The 18,559-nt window shown below is 65.5% G+C and carries 11 protein-coding genes and 1 pseudogene; 4 read left to right on the top strand and 8 right to left on the bottom strand.

The annotated features are described in order from the left end of the window. Positions 1-719 precede the first annotated feature (719 nt). Both VGN82_RS13485 and VGN82_RS13480 read right to left on the bottom strand, forming a co-directional pair. A pseudogene (locus tag VGN82_RS13485) lies at positions 720-1,397 on the bottom strand (RraA family protein). A gap of 1 nt (position 1,398) precedes the next feature. Further along, complete coding sequence (locus tag VGN82_RS13480) at positions 1,399-2,703, bottom strand: aminotransferase-like domain-containing protein (RefSeq protein ID WP_327527532.1); 1,305 nt, start codon at positions 2,701-2,703, stop codon at positions 1,399-1,401. 58 nt (positions 2,704-2,761) lie between these two features. Between VGN82_RS13480 and VGN82_RS13475 the strand changes: the two genes are divergently transcribed. Next, positions 2,762-3,214, top strand: a complete 453-nt coding sequence (locus VGN82_RS13475; RefSeq protein WP_327527531.1) for an Lrp/AsnC family transcriptional regulator — start codon at positions 2,762-2,764, stop codon at positions 3,212-3,214. A gap of 1,153 nt (positions 3,215-4,367) precedes the next feature. Beyond that, positions 4,368-5,483 carry a M20 family metallopeptidase gene (locus tag VGN82_RS13470; RefSeq protein WP_327527530.1) on the top strand — a complete coding sequence of 372 codons (1,116 nt, stop codon included), beginning with the start codon at positions 4,368-4,370 and terminating at the stop codon, positions 5,481-5,483. Positions 5,484-5,599: 116 nt separating this feature from the next. Here the strand turns inward: VGN82_RS13470 and gyrA are convergent, their stop codons facing one another. After that, the gene (gene gyrA, locus VGN82_RS13465) at positions 5,600-8,407 is read right to left on the bottom strand and encodes a DNA gyrase subunit A (RefSeq protein WP_327527529.1); all 2,808 of its coding nucleotides are present in this window, start codon (positions 8,405-8,407) and stop codon (positions 5,600-5,602) included. A 210-nt stretch (positions 8,408-8,617) separates the two neighbouring features. On the opposite strand from gyrA, the gene VGN82_RS13460 reads away from it, so the two are divergent. Together VGN82_RS13460 and VGN82_RS13455 are read left to right on the top strand one after the other, a co-directional pair. Next, positions 8,618-9,250 (top strand): MarC family protein, encoded by a 633-nt coding sequence (locus VGN82_RS13460; protein ID WP_327527528.1) that lies wholly within the window; start codon positions 8,618-8,620, stop codon positions 9,248-9,250. Between the two features lie 88 nt (positions 9,251-9,338). Next, positions 9,339-10,154: a bestrophin-like domain gene (locus VGN82_RS13455; protein ID WP_327527527.1), complete on the top strand. Its 816-nt coding sequence runs from the start codon at positions 9,339-9,341 to the stop codon at positions 10,152-10,154. 31 nt (positions 10,155-10,185) lie between these two features. On the opposite strand, the gene VGN82_RS13450 is transcribed toward VGN82_RS13455, so the two are convergent. From VGN82_RS13450 to VGN82_RS13430, 5 genes are all read right to left on the bottom strand, one after another. Further along, positions 10,186-11,964, bottom strand: a complete 1,779-nt coding sequence (locus VGN82_RS13450; protein WP_327527912.1) for an arylsulfatase — start codon at positions 11,962-11,964, stop codon at positions 10,186-10,188. Positions 11,965-12,516: 552 nt separating this feature from the next. Next, positions 12,517-13,725, bottom strand: coding sequence for an E22 family MetX-like putative esterase (locus VGN82_RS13445; RefSeq protein WP_327527526.1), 1,209 nt, complete (start codon positions 13,723-13,725; stop codon positions 12,517-12,519). Positions 13,726-13,830: 105 nt separating this feature from the next. Beyond that, positions 13,831-15,588 (bottom strand): AsmA family protein, encoded by a 1,758-nt coding sequence (locus VGN82_RS13440; RefSeq protein WP_327527525.1) that lies wholly within the window; start codon positions 15,586-15,588, stop codon positions 13,831-13,833. A 237-nt stretch (positions 15,589-15,825) separates the two neighbouring features. Further along, on the bottom strand, positions 15,826-17,424 hold the full coding sequence (locus tag VGN82_RS13435) for an ABC transporter permease (RefSeq protein ID WP_327527524.1): 1,599 nt from the start codon (positions 17,422-17,424) through the stop codon (positions 15,826-15,828). Between the two features lie 77 nt (positions 17,425-17,501). Next, entirely contained in the window at positions 17,502-18,515 is a 1,014-nt protein-coding gene (locus VGN82_RS13430; protein WP_327527523.1) for an extracellular solute-binding protein, read from the bottom strand. Positions 18,516-18,559: the final 44 nt, after the last annotated feature.

Here is an 18,559-nt window from a genome sequence, read left to right as displayed (position 1 = left end):
TGCCGTTAAGTCATGCCTTGCATACGGATATCGCCTGATGAGATCTTTACTTGTTGCTGCTGTCCTGTTTCTTGGCGCGGCGCCGGCTGTCGCGCTCACGATCGTTCCCTATAATTCCAAACGAGCCTCTGTCGCGGCTGCGCGCGGCAGTACCGTGACGCGCAGCCAAATTTACAGCGCAAGGCCGGCCGTTCAGCGCCCTGCCGTCCGGCGGTATGACGCCTATGATCGGGTTCGCCAAAGCAGTTCTGCGAATATTCCGTCCTCTATGGCTCGGAGGGTGTCGCCGCCAACCCGTCCAACTTACGGACGAGGAACGCGCGGCGTTCGATAGGCCGCGTTGGCCGGTTCGGAGGAGTGGACCTCCTGACCATGGATGCGGCCGTTGCTGCGATCGCCAATGCCGCAAATATCACTGCCGGCGGAGGGTAAGGCTCACTGCGTGCGGGTCGGCTTTTCGAACTCCTCCGGGAATGACCCGTTCCGTGGTCCTCGCGCCGAACTGAGCGCGAGGGCACAATACGCGAGACCGCAAGACGAGCCTCAAGACTACCAAGAAGGCGCCGTCGTCAGAGTGGCGCCTGAACACGAGCTCCTGGGGCTGACGGAAGAGGGCCGCGGCTCATGTTGTCGAGCCTGTTCTAGGTCGTTCGAATGCCGCGAGGAGACATTGCGTGACGACGTAGAACCGGACATTGGAAGGCGAGCGTCGTTCCTGATTATTGCTCGCTCAATTGGGCTGGCTTGAGCCCGAAGACTTCGGAAGCTGCACGACCGCTGGCGAGGTCTGCGATCCAAGTCGACTCGCGTGCCATTCTCTCTTGCGCGGCATGAAGGCGCGAAGTCAGCGTGTGCGGTGACAGCGTGACGAGACCGTCGTCGTCGCCAATCACCAGATCCCCCGGCGCAACGATGTGTCCGCCAATGACCACGGGCTTGTTGATTGCGCCGCGTTCCGCCGATGCTGGACCACGCGGCGTCACCGAGCGAGCTTAGACCGAGAAGTCGGGCCAACTCGCAAGCGTGGCAACATCGCGTACGGCTCCGTCGCAGACGATGCCGACGCAGCCGCGACTGCGCAGGTGTCCGCCCAGGATCTCCCCGATCATCGCGAACTCGGCATTTCCGCCTGCCGAAATCATCAGGACATCCCCAGGTCCCACGATGTCGAGCACATGGACAACCGCGCCGAAATCGGGCGGCTCGCACAGCACGGTGACCGCTCGGCCGAATAGCGCCGGCTGACGGCCCGGCGGGTTGAGCGGGCGGATTGCAGGGTCGATCTGGCCGATATCGCGCGTCAGGTCGACCGCTATCGCCACGGGGATGCCGCGCCATGCTGCGATATCCTCGGGCACCGGCGGCGGCGCTGAAACGCTATGGATTGCCACGGTCATTTCAGGGCTTCCTCGCCTGCATCGTCACCAGTGCCTCAGCCAACCTTCGTACACCCTCGGCCAGGCGGTCGGGTTCGTTCAGAGTGAAGTTGATGCGGATGGCGCGGCGATTGCGACCGGCAGCGTCGAAGACGCTGCTTGGGCTGACACAGACTCCGGCCTCCAGAGCGTGATGAAGCAGCAGATCGGTGTCGAGGGCGGGATCCCGCGCAATGGCCCAGACGAACATCCCTCCGACCGGAACCTCCCACTCGAACCATCCCCCGAGCTCTGTACGCATCGCGTCGCAGAGGGCATCGCGCCGGGCACGATAGGTCGAAAGAAGCAACGGCTGGATGCGATCGATGAGGCCGGCCTCCAGTGCTGCGAGCGCGATATGTTGTGTCAGGCCGCTCGTGCAGAGATCCGAACCTTGCTTGGCCATGGTCAGGGCCATGATCATCTCAGGCTCTGCGATGACCCAGCCGATGCGCAGGCCAGGTGCAATCTCCTTCGACAGCGTGCCCATATAAATGACCGGGCCGGTATAGGTCGTGCCGTCGGACCCCAGGGCCGAGATGTCGATCAGGCGGGGCAGGGGCTCGCCATCATATTGCAGCAGCCCGTATGGGTCGTCCTCGACCAGCCAGGTCCCGGTGCAGTGGGCCGCGGCGACAAGGGCCTTTCGCGTGGCGAGAGGAACCATGCGGCCCGTGGGATTCGAGAAATTCGGGACGGCGTAGGCGAACTGCGCTCCGGCCAGAGCCACATGTGCGTCGAAGGCCGGATCGTCGAGCTCCATGTTCCGAAAGGCGGGCTGACGGGGGCGCCAGGCGTCGAGCGCGCCGAGATAGGTGGGGAACTGACCTGCGACGAGACCACCTTCGTCGAGCAACACCTTGCCGAGCAGATCGAGCCCCTGCATCCCACCGGACGTTACGAAGACATTGTCTCGAGACAGTCTTGTTGTCGGCGTGCTGAAGCGTTTCGCCAACGCGTCGCGCAGTTCGGGCAGGCCTTCAATCGGTCCATAGCCCAAAACCTGGCCAGGGTGTGCCTTGACGGCCTCACCGGCCAGACGCGCGATTTCGGGAACCGGAAAAGTCCCGGGCTCCGGCAGGCCACCTCCCATGTTGATGAGGCCAGGAACGCCGCCAGCCGACAGGAAGGTACGCGTGATGTCGTTGGTTGTACCAAGCCATGTGGCGAATGATGGTCGCGTGCGGCTAACCGCGGAAGCGCTAGGCATGATCGACTCCGAGTTTGAAGCACCATATCTCTCGTAACGAGAGCGACTGTGTGCAAAATCTGGATGTGTGAGCTTCATGATGAGCGATAATCGCCAGTCGAAGCCTGTCTCGCGTAGAAAATCGCCTCAGCGTCGATTGGATGCGATCGACCGGCGCATCATTGGCCAGTTGATGCGCGATGGGCGGATGTCGAATCTGGAACTGGCGGAGATGGTTGGCCTGTCTCCGACACCCTGCAGTCGCCGTATCAAGCAGCTTGAAGAGGCCGGCGTCATCACTGGCTATGCGGCGCAGATCAATCCGGCTGCCCTTGGCCTGACCCTGAGCGTCATCGTTTCGGTCAAGCTGGGACAGCATGGTCCTGACGGGCATGAGCAGTTCCGAAGAGCGATCCGGGATCGGCCCGAGATCAGCGAGTGCCTGCTGATCACGGGGGCGGCGGACTACCTGCTGCGCGTTTGGGTGGCGGACATCGAAGCGCTCCGCGAGTTCATCACCAACACGCTGCAGGCGGTGCCGGCCGTGGCAGAGACCTCGACCATGCTAGTGCTGGATCAGGCGCTCTATCCTGCCGCCGGCATTCGCTAGGCGCCATAAGCGGAAATTGGGTCATTCCAGGTAGCGGACATCTCGCGGGTCCGCTTCGCTCATTAGCCAGCCCTCATTGGTCGCGGCGCGCGCTCGGCAAGGCTTGCATCATCGCGCGATACGACGCCCCGCTTGCAACAGCTACGGCTTCGCGCGCACCAGCGGCTTCATCGTGCGGGATTGGCCGACGCGCCTCCACCCACGGGCCGGGAGGAGAACGGCAACAGGCCAGCGCGAACCACCCTGTCTTGGCGCTACTGATCAGCTTGGACCGGAAAGCACTCCATTCGCACGCGCTCGCCCGCGATAGTCGAGGTTTGACACGTCAACTTCGCGGGCACCGGGACCGACTCCGTTGTCGCCGACACGAAATTCGGCACTGGCGGCGCGGAAATCCGGGATGCATGGGACGCACGCATTCGGTCCTGTTGCGGCCTCTCGATGGCGAGCTTCTGCTTCGGTTCGGTGACTGGAACAGCACGTGGAAGTTCCGGCGGTGCCACGACGACGGCCGTTTGCTGCGCAGGGGCTGGCGTCGGTCGCCAAGGTTGCCACGCGCTGAGCCGCGTAAAGGCTTCCACGGTCGGCTTCGTGATGGCTTCGGCTGTAGGCATCGACGGCATGCATCCGGACAAGGCGACGCCTGCCAGGCACGCAGCCGCGCGGTTCGAGATCGACAGCATCTTCGCCGCTCCTGCTGTGGATTCATCGCGAGCAGCCCATCGTGCCGATTTTTGGCGAGGGGTGTCAATCGTCTGATTTGGCAGCAGCGGGCGTGCAACCGACGGCGAACTGTTGCGGCCTGTCCTGCAGCGGACAGCACGCCTTGAGCTCGGTGCCATGCTGCAACTTTCCTATTCCGCTCGTGAACATATTCGGCAAGGCTCTCAGCGTCCGGAATTGCCATGCCGCAACGCCTCGATGGGGCGGTCGCGACTTTTCTGGAGGCTGGCCGTGTTCTACTCCCTGGGCCCCGAGCCGGGTCTTCGTGATACTGCTGTCGTCATTGACTAACCTTGCGGCTTGGGATCGGAAGGCGCCCATCAAGCCGCAATCGAGCCAGATCGGCGCGGGGCCATGCCATCAGGGCAGGGCGCCCCTGCCGCCCGGCATCCTTGTTCGCGCCGCGCTTCCCGGCGATGGTCCGCCCATCATGAGCAGCATCGATCCCCACGTCTCCGCCCTGTCCGTCTGGCTCGCGCTGGAGAGCCCCACCCATCACACGCCCGGCGTCAACGGCATGATGGATCTCGTTGCCAGCGAGGTGGCGGGCCTGCCGATCGCGATCGAGCGCATACCCGGCCGCAATGGCCTTGGCGACAGCCTGATCCTGCGGGCCGGCGTCGACAATGGCGAGCCGGCGGTCGCGGTGATGTCGCATCTCGACACGGTCCATCCGGTCGGGACGAGTGCCCGCGACCTGCCCGTGCGCGTCGAGGGCGACCGGCTCTACGGGCCCGGCGTCTACGATATGAAGGGCGGTGCCTGGCTGGCGCTGCAGGCCTTCAAGGATGTCGCCCGCGCCGGCACCGCCAAGCGGCCGCTGGTCTTCCTGTTCACCGGCGACGAGGAAATCGGCTCGCCGACGACACGCGGCCTCATCGAGGAGATCGGTCGCGCATCCGCTGCCGTCCTCATCACGGAACCGGCGCGCGAGGGCGGCAAGATCGTCACGGCGCGCAAGGGCGTGGGGCGCTTCGAGGTCAAGTTCGAGGGGCGGCCGGCGCATTCCGGCGCGCGCCATGCCGATGGCCGCAGCGCGATCCGCGAGGCGGCGCACCATATCCTCGCGATCGACGGGATGACCGATTACGGCCGCGGCATCACCACCTCGGTTGCGCTGATGGGCGGCGGAACGGCGGCCAACGTCATCCCGCAGCATGCCTGGTTCAGCGTCGACCTGCGCGTCACCACCGCGGCCGACGGCGTCGAGATGGAAAAGCGCATCCTCGGCCTGAAGCCGCACGACCCGGACGTAAAGATCGCAGTGAGCGGCGGCATGAACCGGCCGCCCTATGAGAAGACGCCGGCCGTCGCTGCGCTGTTCGAGACGGCGCGCAAGGTCGCGGCGGAGATCGGCTTCGATCTGCAGGATTGCCCGATGACCGGCGGCGGCTCGGACGGCAACTTCACTGCCGCCTTCGGCATCCCGACGCTCGACGGCCTTGGCATCGACGGCGCTGGCGCGCATACGCTCGGCGAGTACGGCCTGATCTCCTCGATCGCGCCACGGCGCGCCCTGATCAAGGGGCTTCTGGAGACGATTTGACCCGCCGGGTTCCGGCACGCCGGGGGCCGCTGCGCATCTCATTGGAATGAGCCCGGGCATAAAAAAGGGGCTGCAGCGATGCAGCCCCTTGTCTGTTTCGCCGGAGCAGGCGGGGATCACTCCCCGCCGTTTTCCTCAGGCGCAGGACCGGCCGCGGCTTCCGCCTCGCCGTCATCGCCCTCGCCATCGTCGTTGATGCACTCGACCGAGACGACCTTTTCGTCCTTGGCGGTATTGAACACCGTCACGCCCTGCGTCGAGCGGCCAGCGACGCGGATGCGGTTGCCGGTTCCGGCGTCGACGGGGACGCGGATGACCTGGCCGCCATCGGTGACCAGCATCAGCTGATCGCTGTCGACCGCCGGGAAGGAGGCGACGAGCTTGCCGTTTCGATCGTTCACGACCATGGCCACGATGCCCTTGCCGCCGCGACCGGTGACCCGGTACTCGAACGACGAGGTGCGCTTGCCGTAGCCCTTCTCGGAAACGGTCAGGATGAACTGCTCCGCCGCGCCCATGGCGGCGTATTTCTCCTGGCCGAGCTCGATGTCGCCGGCGCTCTCTTCGGCATCGGCCTCGACGGCGGCCGCGACCTCCGTCGCCTCATCGGCCTCGCCATTGAGGGCGCGGCGCGCGGCGGCGGCGCGCTTGAGATAGGCCGCGCGCTCGTCGGGCGTGGCGTCGAGATGGCGCAGGATCGCCAGCGAGATGACCTCGTCGCCCTTCGCCAGGTTGATGCCGCGCACGCCAGTCGAGTCGCGGCCCTTGAAGACGCGCACTTCCGGGACGGCGAAGCGGATGCACTGGCCGGCGGCGGTGGTCAGCAGCACGTCGTCGTTCTCGGTGCAGATCTGCACGTCGACGATGTGGTCGCCCTCGTCCAGCTTCATCGCGATCTTGCCGGCGCGGTTGACGTTGACGAAGTCGGACAGCTTGTTGCGCCGGACGCCACCTGACGCCGTCGCGAACATGACGTCGAGCGTCTCCCAGCTCGCCTCGTCCTCTGGCAGCGGCATGATCGTGGTGATGCGCTCGCCCTTCTCAATGGGCAGCATATTGACCAGCGCCTTGCCGCGCGCATTCGGTGCCGCCAGCGGCAACCGCCAGACCTTCTCCTTGTAGACTTGGCCCTCGGAGGAGAAGAACAGCACCGGCGTATGCGTGTTGGCGACGAACAGGCGCGAGACGAAATCCTCGTCCTTGGTCGACATGCCGGAGCGGCCCTTGCCGCCGCGCTTCTGGGCCCGGTAGGTCGAGAGCGGCACGCGCTTGATGTAGCCGCCATGGCTGACGGTGACGACCATGTCCTCGCGGGCGATCAGGTCCTCGTCGTCGAGGTCGGAACCCCAGTCCTGGATCTCGGTCCGGCGCGGCGTCGCAAAGGCGGCACGCACCTCGGCGAGTTCGTCCTTGATGATCGACTGGATGCGAGCGCGCGAACGCAGGATGTCGAGATAATCGGCGATCTCGGTGGCGAGCTTCTGCAGCTCGTCACCGATCTCGTCGCGGCCGAGAGCGGTCAGGCGGGCGAGGCGTAGCTCGAGGATCGCCTTGGCCTGGGCATCCGACAGGCGATAGGTCCCGTCCGGGTTCATCGGGTGGCGCGGATCGTCGACCAGTGCGATCAGCGGTGCGATGTCGTCGGCCGGCCAGTCGCGCGCCATCAGCGATTCATGCGCTGCCGACGGGGTCGGAGCGGTGCGGATGAGGCGGATGACCTCGTCGATATTGGCCACTGCCGTCGCCAGGCCGCAGAGCACATGGGCGCGCTCGCGGGCCTTGTTGAGCAGGAAGCGGGTACGCCGTGAGACGACCTCCTCGCGGAACTCGACGAAGGCGACGATGAAGTCGCGCAGGTTGAGGACTTCCGGGCGGCCGCCGTTCAGCGCGACGAAGTTGCAACCGAACGAGGTCTGCAGCTGGGTGAAGCGGTAGAGCTGGTTCAGCACGACATCGGCCAGCGCGTCGCGCTTGATCTCGATGACGACACGCACGCCCTCGCGGCTGGATTCGTCACGCAGGTCCGAGATGCCCTCGATGCGCTTCTCGCGCACCATCTCGGCGATCTTCTCGACCATCGAGGCCTTGTTCACCTGGTAGGGAACCTCGGTGACGACGATGGCCTCGCGCTCCTTGCGCATCTCCTCGATATGCGTCTTGGCGCGCATCACGACCGAGCCGCGGCCAGTGTGATAGGCGGCATGGATGCCGCTGCGGCCCATGATCGAGGCGCCGGTCGGGAAGTCCGGGCCCGGCACGATCTCGATCAGCTCGTCGATCGTGATTTCGGGATTGTCAATCAGCGCGACGCAGGCGTCGATCACCTCGCCGAGATTGTGCGGCGGGATGTTGGTCGCCATGCCGACGGCGATGCCGCCGGCGCCGTTGACGAGAAGGTTCGGATAGCGCGCCGGCAGGACGGTCGGCTCGTGCTCCTTGCCGTCATAGTTCGGCTGGAAGTTCACCGTGTCGAGGTCCAGGTCCTCGAGCAGCGGCATCGCCGCCTTGTCGAGTCGGGCCTCGGTGTAGCGATCGGCCGCCGGAGAATCGCCGTCCATCGAGCCGAAATTGCCCTGGCCGTCGATCAGCGGCAGGCGCAGCGAGAAATCCTGCGCCATGCGCACCAGCGCGTCATAGACTGCGAGATTGCCGTGCGGATGGTATTTACCCATCGTGTCGCCGACGATGCGGGCGCATTTGGTATAGGGGCGGTCGGGCAGGTTCTTGTTCTCGTGCATCGAGAACAGGATGCGCCGGTGCACGGGCTTCAGGCCGTCGCGGACGTCGGGCAGAGCGCGGCTCACGATCACGCTCATGGCGTAATCGAGATAGCTCTTCTTCATCTCGTCGGTGATGCCGATCGGCTTGATGTCGCCGCCGAAATGCGGCTCGTCCGGGCGCTTGTCGTCTGTTTCGTCGCTCAAGGGATTGGGTCCCGATTCCTGCTATTTTCAGGCTTCTGGCTACCCGATTCCGGTGGTTTAAGCCAGCGAAAGCAAAGGTTGTCCCGTCAAAAAATAACCCTTGTATCTCAATCGGTTGCAGCCCGATTTCGAGGCGGATCACAAGGGTTGCCGCAATCCCGCCATTCTTCGCGGGTGACGGCGCCCGTGCGGCGTGGTCAAGTCGTTGCCATGCATCTCGATTTCCTTGTCTCTGCGCTGGTGACGCTGCTCGTCACCCTCGATCCGCCCGGGCTCGCGCCGATCTTCCTGTCGCTGACGCAGGGCATGTCGGTGGCAGAGCGCCGACAGGTTGCGATCCGCGCCTGCATCATCGCCTTCGGCATCCTGGCCTTCTTCGGCGTGGCCGGCGACATCGTGCTGAAGGCGCTTGGCGTCTCGCTGCCGGCCTTTCGCATCGCCGGCGGGCTTTTGCTGTTCTGGATCGCCTTCGAAATGGTGTTCGAGCGCCGGACCGAGCGCAAGCAGCAGACGGCCCAGACGGCGATCACCAAGGATCACATCCACAATGTCGCGGCCTTTCCCCTGGCGATCCCGCTGATGGCGGGACCGGGCGCGCTCACCGCGATCATCCTGCTGGCCGGCCGGGCCGAGGGCGATCCGCTGCGGCTCGCCGCGCTCGCGGTGATCTGCGGCTTGGTGATCCTCTCCTGCCTCGTCGTCTTCCTGCTGGCGACGCCGCTGGCGCGCCTGCTCGGCGTCACCGGTAATGTCGTGCTGACGCGTCTGCTGGGAGTGATCCTGGCGGCGCTGGCGGTGCAGTTCGTGATCGATGGAGTGTGGGCGGTGGTCAGGGCGGGGTAGGGCGGGGCCGCTGTCCTTACTGAACGCGTCGGTCGACGCGCTTTGGGCATTTGATTGTCGGCGCTCGCGCCGGAACGGGGGAGCGGCCATGGAATTCGCGACGATCATCGCTGAACGCAGCATCCTCGCCTTCGGCTTGAGCCTTTTCCTGGCCCATATGGTCGTCTACGAACTCGGCTACCGCGTCGGCCGGCGCCTGAGCGGCGGCCCGGCCAATGCGCCCGAGGCCGTGGGCGTCGTAGTCGGGGGGATGCTTGCACTGCTCGCCTTCGTGCTGGCACTCACGTTGAGTTTTGCCAACGCTCGCTTTGGTGAGAGACGCGTCGGCGGTCTGGCTGAAGCGAATGCAATCGGCACGGCATGGCTTAGGGCGAAGGCCATCGGGACGCCGCGGGGCGACGAGATCGCACTGCTGCTTGAGCAGTACACGGTCGTGCGCATTGATTTCGTCCGGGCTGGCCGCGACCTGGCGGTCAACGAAACCCTCAACCAGAAAACCGGCGCACTCCAGTCGCAGATCTGGGGCCATCTTTCCGCGATCGTGCGTGAGAGACCTGACGCCATTTCCGGCGCGCTGATGGCATCGCTGAACGACACATTCGACGCGAGCACGAGCGAGCGCCTCGCCTTTGAAACGCGATTGCCGGCGCAGCTGTTCTGGCTGCTGATTGGCATTACGCTCGTGACCCTGGCTTGCCTGGGCTATCAGTTCGGCCTCAGGTCCAAGCCATTGCGCATCCTAATCGCGCTGCTGACACTGATGTGGACATCGATCATCGTCGGAATTCTCGATCTGGCATCCGGCCGCATCGGGAAGTTCCAGACGGGAACCGCTGCCTATGAGTGGACGCTCAACGGCTACAAGAGTGGGGTGACGATTCCCCCGCTGCCAGCGTCGCGGTAGCAGTTCCCGGCCGGTGTGCTTTCGCCGGACCTCAGTCGGACCGGCCCTTGGTGTTCTTGATCTGATTGATGACCTGATCGAGGTTGTAGCTCGCCGGATCCTGCATCGGCGGGAAGTCCTTGTAAGACAACAGCTCCTTCATCCACAGCGCCTGACCGATCGGCAGCATGTTCCAATCATAGACATAGGCGGTCGAGGGGGAGCCGATGGTGCCGCCCAGGCCCATGAGCGTCTTGTATTGCGATCCGATCGAGGTCTCGAAGGGGTCGCGCTTGATATTGACGACCTGGGCCCAGTGGAAGGGCAGAACGCCCGAGATGAAGCCGGCCGGCGAATCCGACACCATCGCGAAGTAGATCTTCCAGTTCTTGTAGCGGACCGCCGACGGGTCCTTGCCGGAATAGTAGAAGAACGTATCGCGAGCCGATTTTTCGGACCGCCCGAGGAGGTATTCGGTCTGGTCGACGCCATCGAGCTTGGTCTTGACGATGCCGGGATAGCTGCCGGCCATGATGCGCTGGTTAAGCGCGTCGCCCTTGTCACCGCCCGCGATGTTGACGAGCGTGGGCAGCCAGTCGAGCGCCGCGAACATCTCGTTCTTGACGGTGCCCGCGCGGATGCCACCGGCCGGCCAGCGCACGAGCAGCGGCGCGCGCATGCCGCCTTCCCAGGTGCTCAGCTTGCCGCCCTTGAAGGGAGTGGTGCCGCCGTCCGGGAAGGTGATCGTTTCGGCGCCGTTATCGGTGGTGAAGACGATGATGGTGTTGTTGAGCTGCCCCATATCCTCGAGCTTCTTCAGGACGACGCCGACATTATCGTCGAGCTGCTTCATGCCGGCCTCGTTGAGGCCCCAGTCCTTGCCGCCGGGTTCCCCGATCATCGCCTCGTATTTCGGGGAGAGCACGGTCGTGATGTGCATCCGCGCCGGGTTATACCAGGCGAAGAACGGCTTGTTGGTCCGTCTCGGGTCGTTGCGCTCGAGGAAGTCGACAACCTTGGCGGAGATCTCCTCGTCCACCGTCTTCGAGCGTTCTAGGGTGAGCGGACCCTCGTCGCGGCAGGTCTGGTTGGCCGCCGTGCCATTGGACGAGGTGCAGGACAGCATGGGGCGTGGCGGCGTCAGGCAAACCGAGGTTCGCGGGTCGACCGCGCCGGGAACCGGGGGGAGGCCCGGGATCGGCGTGTTCGCGCAGGGCGGCGCGACGGTCTGCTGGGTCGAAGTCCGGTTGATGTCAGGGAAGCTCACGCCCTGCATCGCGTCGAGATGGTACAGATAGCCCCAGTACTCCTGGAAGCCATGGGCGGTCGGCAGCGCGTCGGTGTGGTCGCCGAGATGGTTCTTGCCGAACTCGCCGGTGTTGTAGCCGAGATCGAGCAGGAATTTCGCGATCGACGGTGTGCCCGGTCGCAGATAGGACGGACTCCCCGGAAGCTGGGGCGGGATCATTCCCGTCCGAAGTGGGTGCATGCCGGTGAAGAAGGCGTTGCGCCCGGCGGTGCAGCTCTGTTCGGCGTAGTAGTGCGTGAAGAGCGCGCCTTCCTGCCCGATGCGGTCGATATTGGGTGTCTCTCCGACCATCAGGCCGCGGTGGTAGATGCTCGGCTGCATCAGGCCGATGTCGTCTCCCATGATGAAGAGGATATTCGGTCGAGACTGTGCCGGGGGAGGCGTCGGCGTCTGCCCCCCGGCCGGCGTCAATGCCGCCGCGCCGACGAGCGCGGTGGCGCCGAGAAGAATCGCCCGACTCCGTTCGTGCCAAGCAAGAAGCGCGTGTTGCCAGTGGCTCTTGATTCTCTCAAGGCCACGCATCTCGTTTCGAGGCGCCATCGAGATCTCCAATTTTTGCTTGATCTAAGCTTTGATCAATGGAGATTTTGTTGTGGGTGCAGCAAGAAATCTTTCATGATCAAATCTTGATCTGATTTGCCAAAAGATAAGCTTTGCTTGAGCAGGCTTGCGCAGATGCGAGCATTTGGCCGCAGTATTCGGGAGAGCATGCCGCAGGCGGTGTTTCAGCTACGTGGCGGCCAATGACTCCGGGATTTTATAGGCCGCGCCGACCGCGATGTGAACCAGATTCGGATTCTGAAGAATGCGCCTGCGGCACGACCCGCAAGGAGCCGCGATCCGGCGGCCTCCACGTCGACACTCGAGCCCGTCGCGGGCTTCCAGCATCGCTACCCGGGTGTGCTCATCGCCTTCGGGATCGGCAGACGCCCCCCGCGGGGTCCCAGGGCAGGTGGGGCATTACACGCTTGCCGTGATGTCGAACCCCGTCTCGGACACGCCAACGCCATCCCGGAGCTGGGCCGCTTGGCAGCCGATCCGGGATGGCGGCGCGGCCTGGCGTGCCGCTGTGCTCTACTTCTCCAGGAAGGCCCGGATCGTCCCTTCGGCCTGCTTCATCGAGATGACACCGTCGAGATGGCCGCGCGCCCCCTTGATGAAGGTATGGGTCACGTCGACACCGCCCTTCCTCAAGGTCTCGGCGGTGTGGTCGACCGCGTCGGCGGTGAAGACCAGGTCTTTGGGCTGGGTGATCAGCAGCACCGGCGCCTTGATCTTGGTCGCGGCATTGGCGAGCGACGCACCGCCGGCGGCGAAGAGTTGGTTCGCCTTGACCAGATAGAGGAAGTGGTTGGCGTCGGAGACCTTGGCGCGGGTTTCGCCGGCATTGTCGAGCACGCTTTGGACCTGGAATCGGTTGGCGAGCGCCTTGGCCGGTTCCTCGCCCTCCTTGGCCGGGCGACGGCCGAAGGTAGCGTTGGCCCAATCTTGATGGTTGGCCTGCAGCGTCACCGCCGTTAGCGCCTTGGCGAGGCCGGCATTGGGCGGCGTCTTGCCGTAATAGTCGCCCTTGTTCCAGTTCTGGTCGACCAGGATCGGCGCAGCCCAGACGTCGAGCCAGGCGATGAGCTGCGCGTCGGCTTCGCCCGCGCCGATCACCGGCATCGCCTTCGCAACCATTTCGGGATGGCTCGCCGCCCATTCGAAGGTCTGGAGCGAGCCCATCGAGGGGCCGGCGACCAAGGCCAGCTTCTTGATGCCCAGGTTTTCGACCAACGCCTTCTGGACATTCACGAAATCGCCGATCGTCACGACCGGGAAGTCGAGCGCGTAGGGCTTGCCCGTGTCGGGATTGAGCGAGGCCGGTCCCGTCGTCGTGGTCTTGGGGTCGCCGGTGTTCAGGTTCACCAGTGTGTCCGAGGACAGGACGAAATACTTGTTGGTGTCGATCGCCTTGCCGGGGCCGATGATCGCGTCCCAGTAGCCCGGCGCCGCGTCCTTCGCGTCATACTTCCCGGCTGCATGCGAGTTGCCCGAGAAGAAGTGGCAGATCAGGATCGCGTTGGACTTGTCCGCATTGAGCGTGCCGTAGCTTTCCCAGCCGACCTTGACGTCCTTGAGCGTCCGGCCGCCCTGCGTCGTATAGCTCGGCAGGGTGAAGACCTTCTTCTCCACCATCAAATCCTGGGCCGGAAGGCCTTGGGCAGCGGCCGGCTGCGCCTCGATCATCGTCATCGCCATCCATCCCACGACGCCGGCCGTGGCCGCGATCCAGTGTTTCATGCACAGATCCCCTTGAGTCGATTTCCTGGCCCGAACGGCCGTCAGGCGGCCTTGTTCGCATCCAAGCGGAATTCGACGGGCAGAGGAAGCGGGAAAGAGGCTGCCTCAGCGCAGGGGCAGCGGCGCGCCGCCGATCACGCCTGCCGGGCGCAGCATCGATTCCGGCTCGAACTCGAGCGTCGGCGTCTCGATCGGCCCGCGCAGGCTGAAGGGCAGCCGCAGCGCGCCCGTCGCGGGCTGGAGCACCGCCGCCATGTCGAGTTCGCGCTCGGGGAGCGAAGCGGAGCCGAAGAGCGACAGCCGATAGCCCGCTCCCGCCATCTGCGTGTCGCTCAGGGTGAGAATGCCGTGCGTGATGCTGGCATTGGCGGTGGCGGTCTCGAAGGCGGTCCTGCCCTGGCGCCAGTCGCGCAGCGCAAGGCCCGGATTGCGCTCGGCCCGGCGCATCAGGTCGCCGAAGGCGAATCCCGTGAGCTCGCCCTGGCGCAGGGAGAGTGAAATCTTGCCGCTGAGCGAGCCGATAACCTCCGGTAGCGAGCGCCCGAGCCCGTCGAGGCTGAGCTGGAGATTGCCGGAGCCGCTGAGGCGGGCGAACTGCGGCAGGTCGGCACCGGCCTGGCCGAAATTGACCTTGTCGAGCCCGCCGACGAGCTTGACGTCAATCCCGCCGGGCGTCGTCACGGCAAGGAGACGGCCCTTGACGCTGCCGCCATAGGCATTGGCTCGCAGGATGCCGGTCTCGAAGCGGCCCTTCTTGACCAGCAGATAGGTCGCGACATCGTTCAGTTTCGCGCCGTTGAGCCGCATCGCATCGGCGGAAATGCGCAGGTCGATGTCCTCGGCCGTCCAGGCGTCGAAGGGCAGGGCGGCCGCGCCGGGGCTTCCATCCAGCCCTGCGGTATCCATTCGCGAGACCAGCCGCCCGAGATCGAGTTGGGCGCCGGCCAGCGTCCCCGAGACCGAAAGGCGTCCGGATGCCATGGCGAGGTTCAGCGCGCCATCGAGCCGGTCGTCATCGACCCGGGCGACGACATTGGTCAACGCGGTGTCGTGCGGCCTGATTTGGGCATTGGCGCTGAGGTTGAATGTGCCGACCGCGGCGGCAAGCCGGGGCGCCTCGCCGAACCATCCCAGCAAGTCCGGGAGAGAGGGGGTGGACAGGGTCAGGTGCCCATTCGTGGTGGACTCCGGCGAACTGCTTCTGGTGCCGTCGAACTGCAGCTTCAGCAGCGGTGCGTTCACGCTGAGCGTCGTCCTGCCACGCGTACCGGCGACGGGCCAGAGCAAGCTGATCTCGGTGGGAACGCCGCGCCAGTTGAGCGAGCCGGCGACCGCGAGCGAGTCCTGGGCCTCGCGCTCGTCGAGGATCAGATTGACGTCGCGCAGGATGGTCCTTACCGCACCTTGCGCGCGCATGAAGATCGAGCCGTCGGCGATGACGATGCGGCTCTGGCCGCGCAGGCCCTGGAGATAGTCGAGCGGTGGCGCGAGCCAGTCGGAGAGGCCATCGCTTTCGGGGGCGACGGCAACGTCGATCTGGGGGCTGACGAGATCGATCCTGTCGAAATCGATGCGTCCTGCGAGCAAGGAAAGGATCCTCGCGCGCGCCTTGAGGCGCAGGGCCTGGCCTGAGACCTGTCCGTCGCGCTGGCTGAAGCCGACCTGGGACAAGCTGATGCGCGGGAGCGGCAGCAGCGCGATCTCGGCGCGATCGAGCTTGCTCACGACGAGGCCTGTGCGCGCCTCGATCGCGGCGATGACGTGCTTCTGGACGCGCGCAGCCGCAATCCCCCAGGATTGCAGGCCGAGCAATCCGAGCACGAGCACGAGGCTGTAGGCGAGAATCGAGGCGCGTCGCGTCATAAGCCTTCGGAGTATCTGGATCTTCTGGACGTCATCGAGTTTCGAGCCGGCTTGCGCCTGCCCGCGGAGATGCAACGCCCCCGGACGTATCGCCAGGCGATGCGATCCGAGGCAGTACCCACCCGCATACCCAACCAGGAGAAGACATGAAGCAGCCCGAAATACGGCGCCCACCTTGCAGCATCATGTCCTGTACGGTGCTCGGTTTAGGCTGATGTGCCCGATTTGTCGAGCCGGCTAGCCCCGTCGCCCGCTGGCTCGTGCCAGCCTGATGGCCGGGTAGAGGCCGGCGAGCACGATCAGGAGGCCTGCCAGCGCACCATCCTCGAACGAGCCGCGCGAGGCGTGGCCGTAGACGGTGGTCGCCAGCGTATCGACGTTCAACGGCCGCAGCAGCAGCGTCGCGGGCAACTCCTTCAGGCAATCGACGAAGACGAGCAGGGCGGCAGCGGCAATGGCCGGGCGGGCGAGCGGCCAATGCATCTTGCGCAACACCTCCGGCGCGCTGGCGCCGAGCGTACGCGCCGCGTCGTCGATTCGGGGCGAGATTCGCGACAGCCCGCTCTCGACGCCGGAGACGGCAATGGCCAGGAAGCGCACGACATAGGCGAGGATGAGGGCCGCGCCGGAGCCCATCAGCAGCAGCCCGGGATTGAAGCCGAACCAGCGCACCGACGCGTTGGCGAGGATGTTGTCGAAACCGGCGAGCGGTACGAGCAGCCCGAGCGCCAGCACCGTCCCCGGCACCGCATAGCCGAGCGAGGCGAGGCGAGAGAGGGCCGGCAGCCAGGGCTCGCGCCCCTGCCTGCGGGCCGCGCCGATGCCTATGCCTAGCGCCACGACGATGCCCGCGGCGAGACCGGAGAGGACGACGGCGTTGGCGAGGCTGCGCAGCAGGGCCGCGTCGGCCTGTTGCCAGAGGTCGCGTCGCAGCACCTCCACCGCCAGGAAGCCGATCGGTAGCACGGCGCCGAGCAGCACCGGCAACGCACAGGCAAGGCTCGCTGCGATGGCGGCGGCGCCTGTCAGCGGGACATGGCCGACGGCGCGGGGCTGCCGCACCGGCAGGGCGAAGCGGCGCTGGCCGCGCATCCTGCCCTCGATCACGATCAGCATCACCACGAGCAGCAGCATGACGCAGGCGATCTGGGCGGCGCCGGCCAGCGAGCTGCGATTGACCCAGGTCGTGTAGATGGACAGCGTCAGCGAGCGCACTCCGAGATATTCGCTCGCCCCGATGTCGTTCAGCGTCTCCAGCAAGGCCAGCGTCATGCCGGCGGCGAGCGCCGGGCGCGCCATCGGCAGGCCGATGCGCCAGAACAGCCGTCCCCGTGAAGCGCCGAGCGTGCGGGCGGATTCGACGAGCGTCGCCGCCTGCACGCCGAACAGCGCCCGAACGCTGAGATAGACGTAAGGGTAGAGCACGATCGCCATCACGAAGATCGCGCCGACAAGGCTGCGCGGATCGGGAAACCAGTAGTCGCGCAGCGAGCGCCAGCCGGTCAGCGCCCTCAGGGCGCCCTGGAGCGGCCCCTGGAAACCGAGAAATTCCACATAGATGTAGGCGGTGATGTAGGTCGGCAGTGCCAGTGGCAGTACCAGCAACCATTCGAGGGCACGCCGGCCGGGGAACTCGAACTGCGTCACCAGCCAGGCCGTGCCGACGCCGATGACGCCACAGAGCAGGCCGACCCCGAGGAGGAGCCTTCCCGTATCGGCCAGGGCGGTGGGAATGACGTTCGCAGCTAGGTGCGGCCAGATCGACGCCGCCTGCGAGGACAGCGCGGTGAGGGCGAGCGCCAGGATCGGCAGCGCGACGAGGGCGGCGCCGAGCAATGAGGCGAAGGCAAAACGCGTCGACGGCCGCCACGCGAGTGGCGACCGTCGTTGTGTTGCGAGTGGAGCGCTCAGGCTCAATTGTCGAAGCCGACCTTGTCTACGAGGTCCGCGGCCGCCTTGCGGTTCTTGGCGACATCGCCGAGCGGCGTCGTGTCGGGCGTGACGGCTCCGAGCAGCTTGACGGCGGCGCTTTCCTTGACGTCCGGGTTAACCGGGAACTCGAAGTTGCCGTCCGCGTAGAGCGCCTGCGCCTTCTCGGCGAGCATGTACTCGAGCAGCTTGACCGCGTTCTCGCGGTTCGGCGCGTTCTTGGCGATGGCCGCAGCCGAAACGTTCACATGCGTGCCGCCATTGGCGAAGGTCGTCTTCACCGGCTTGATCGCGTCGTACCAGCCCTTCTGCTCGTTCGTCGCCTTGCTCATCAGGCCGATATAGTAGGTGTTGATGATGGCGATATCGCACTGACCTGAGAGGATGTCGCGGGCGACGTCGCGGTCGCCGCCGCCGGGCTTGCGGGCGACGTTGGCCTTCAGTGCCTTGAGATAGGCTTCCGTCTTCTCGGCGCCGTTGCGGGCGAGGTAAGCCGCGAAGAAGGCGTTGTTGTAGGGGTGCTGGCCGGCGCGGATGCAGAACTTGCCCTTCCACTTGGGATCGGCGAGGTCCTCATAGGTGATCGCGTCCTGCTGCACGCGGTCCTTCGAGACGACGACGATGCGGGCGCGCTTGGTCAGAGTGACCCAGTTGTTGTCGGGGCCGCGAAGCTGTGCCGGGACGGTCTTGTCCACGACCGCGGACTTGATCGGCTGGGTGATGCCGGCATCGACCGCCGCGTTGATCTCGCCGACATCGACGACGAGCATCACATCGGCCGGGCTGTTGGCGCCCTCGGCCTTGATGCGCTCCTGCAGGCCGTCCTTCAGGAACACGGCGTTGACCTTGATGCCGGTGTCCTTGGTGAAGGCCTCGAGCACCGGGTTGAGCAGGGCGGGTTCGCGCGTCGTGTAGAGGTTGACGCTTTGGGCCAGGGCAGGCGTGGCCAGCAGGCTGGCGCCGAGCGCCAGGGCATGGAGATGGGTTTTGGCGATCATGCTTCGCTCCCTCGCTTTAAAGCGCAAAGCGCGCTTTGGCGGAG

The organism is Allobosea sp. (assembly GCF_035999205.1).
Classification (GTDB): Bacteria; Pseudomonadota; Alphaproteobacteria; order Rhizobiales; family Beijerinckiaceae; genus Allobosea.
This window is presented reverse-complemented; position numbering and strand designations above follow the sequence as displayed.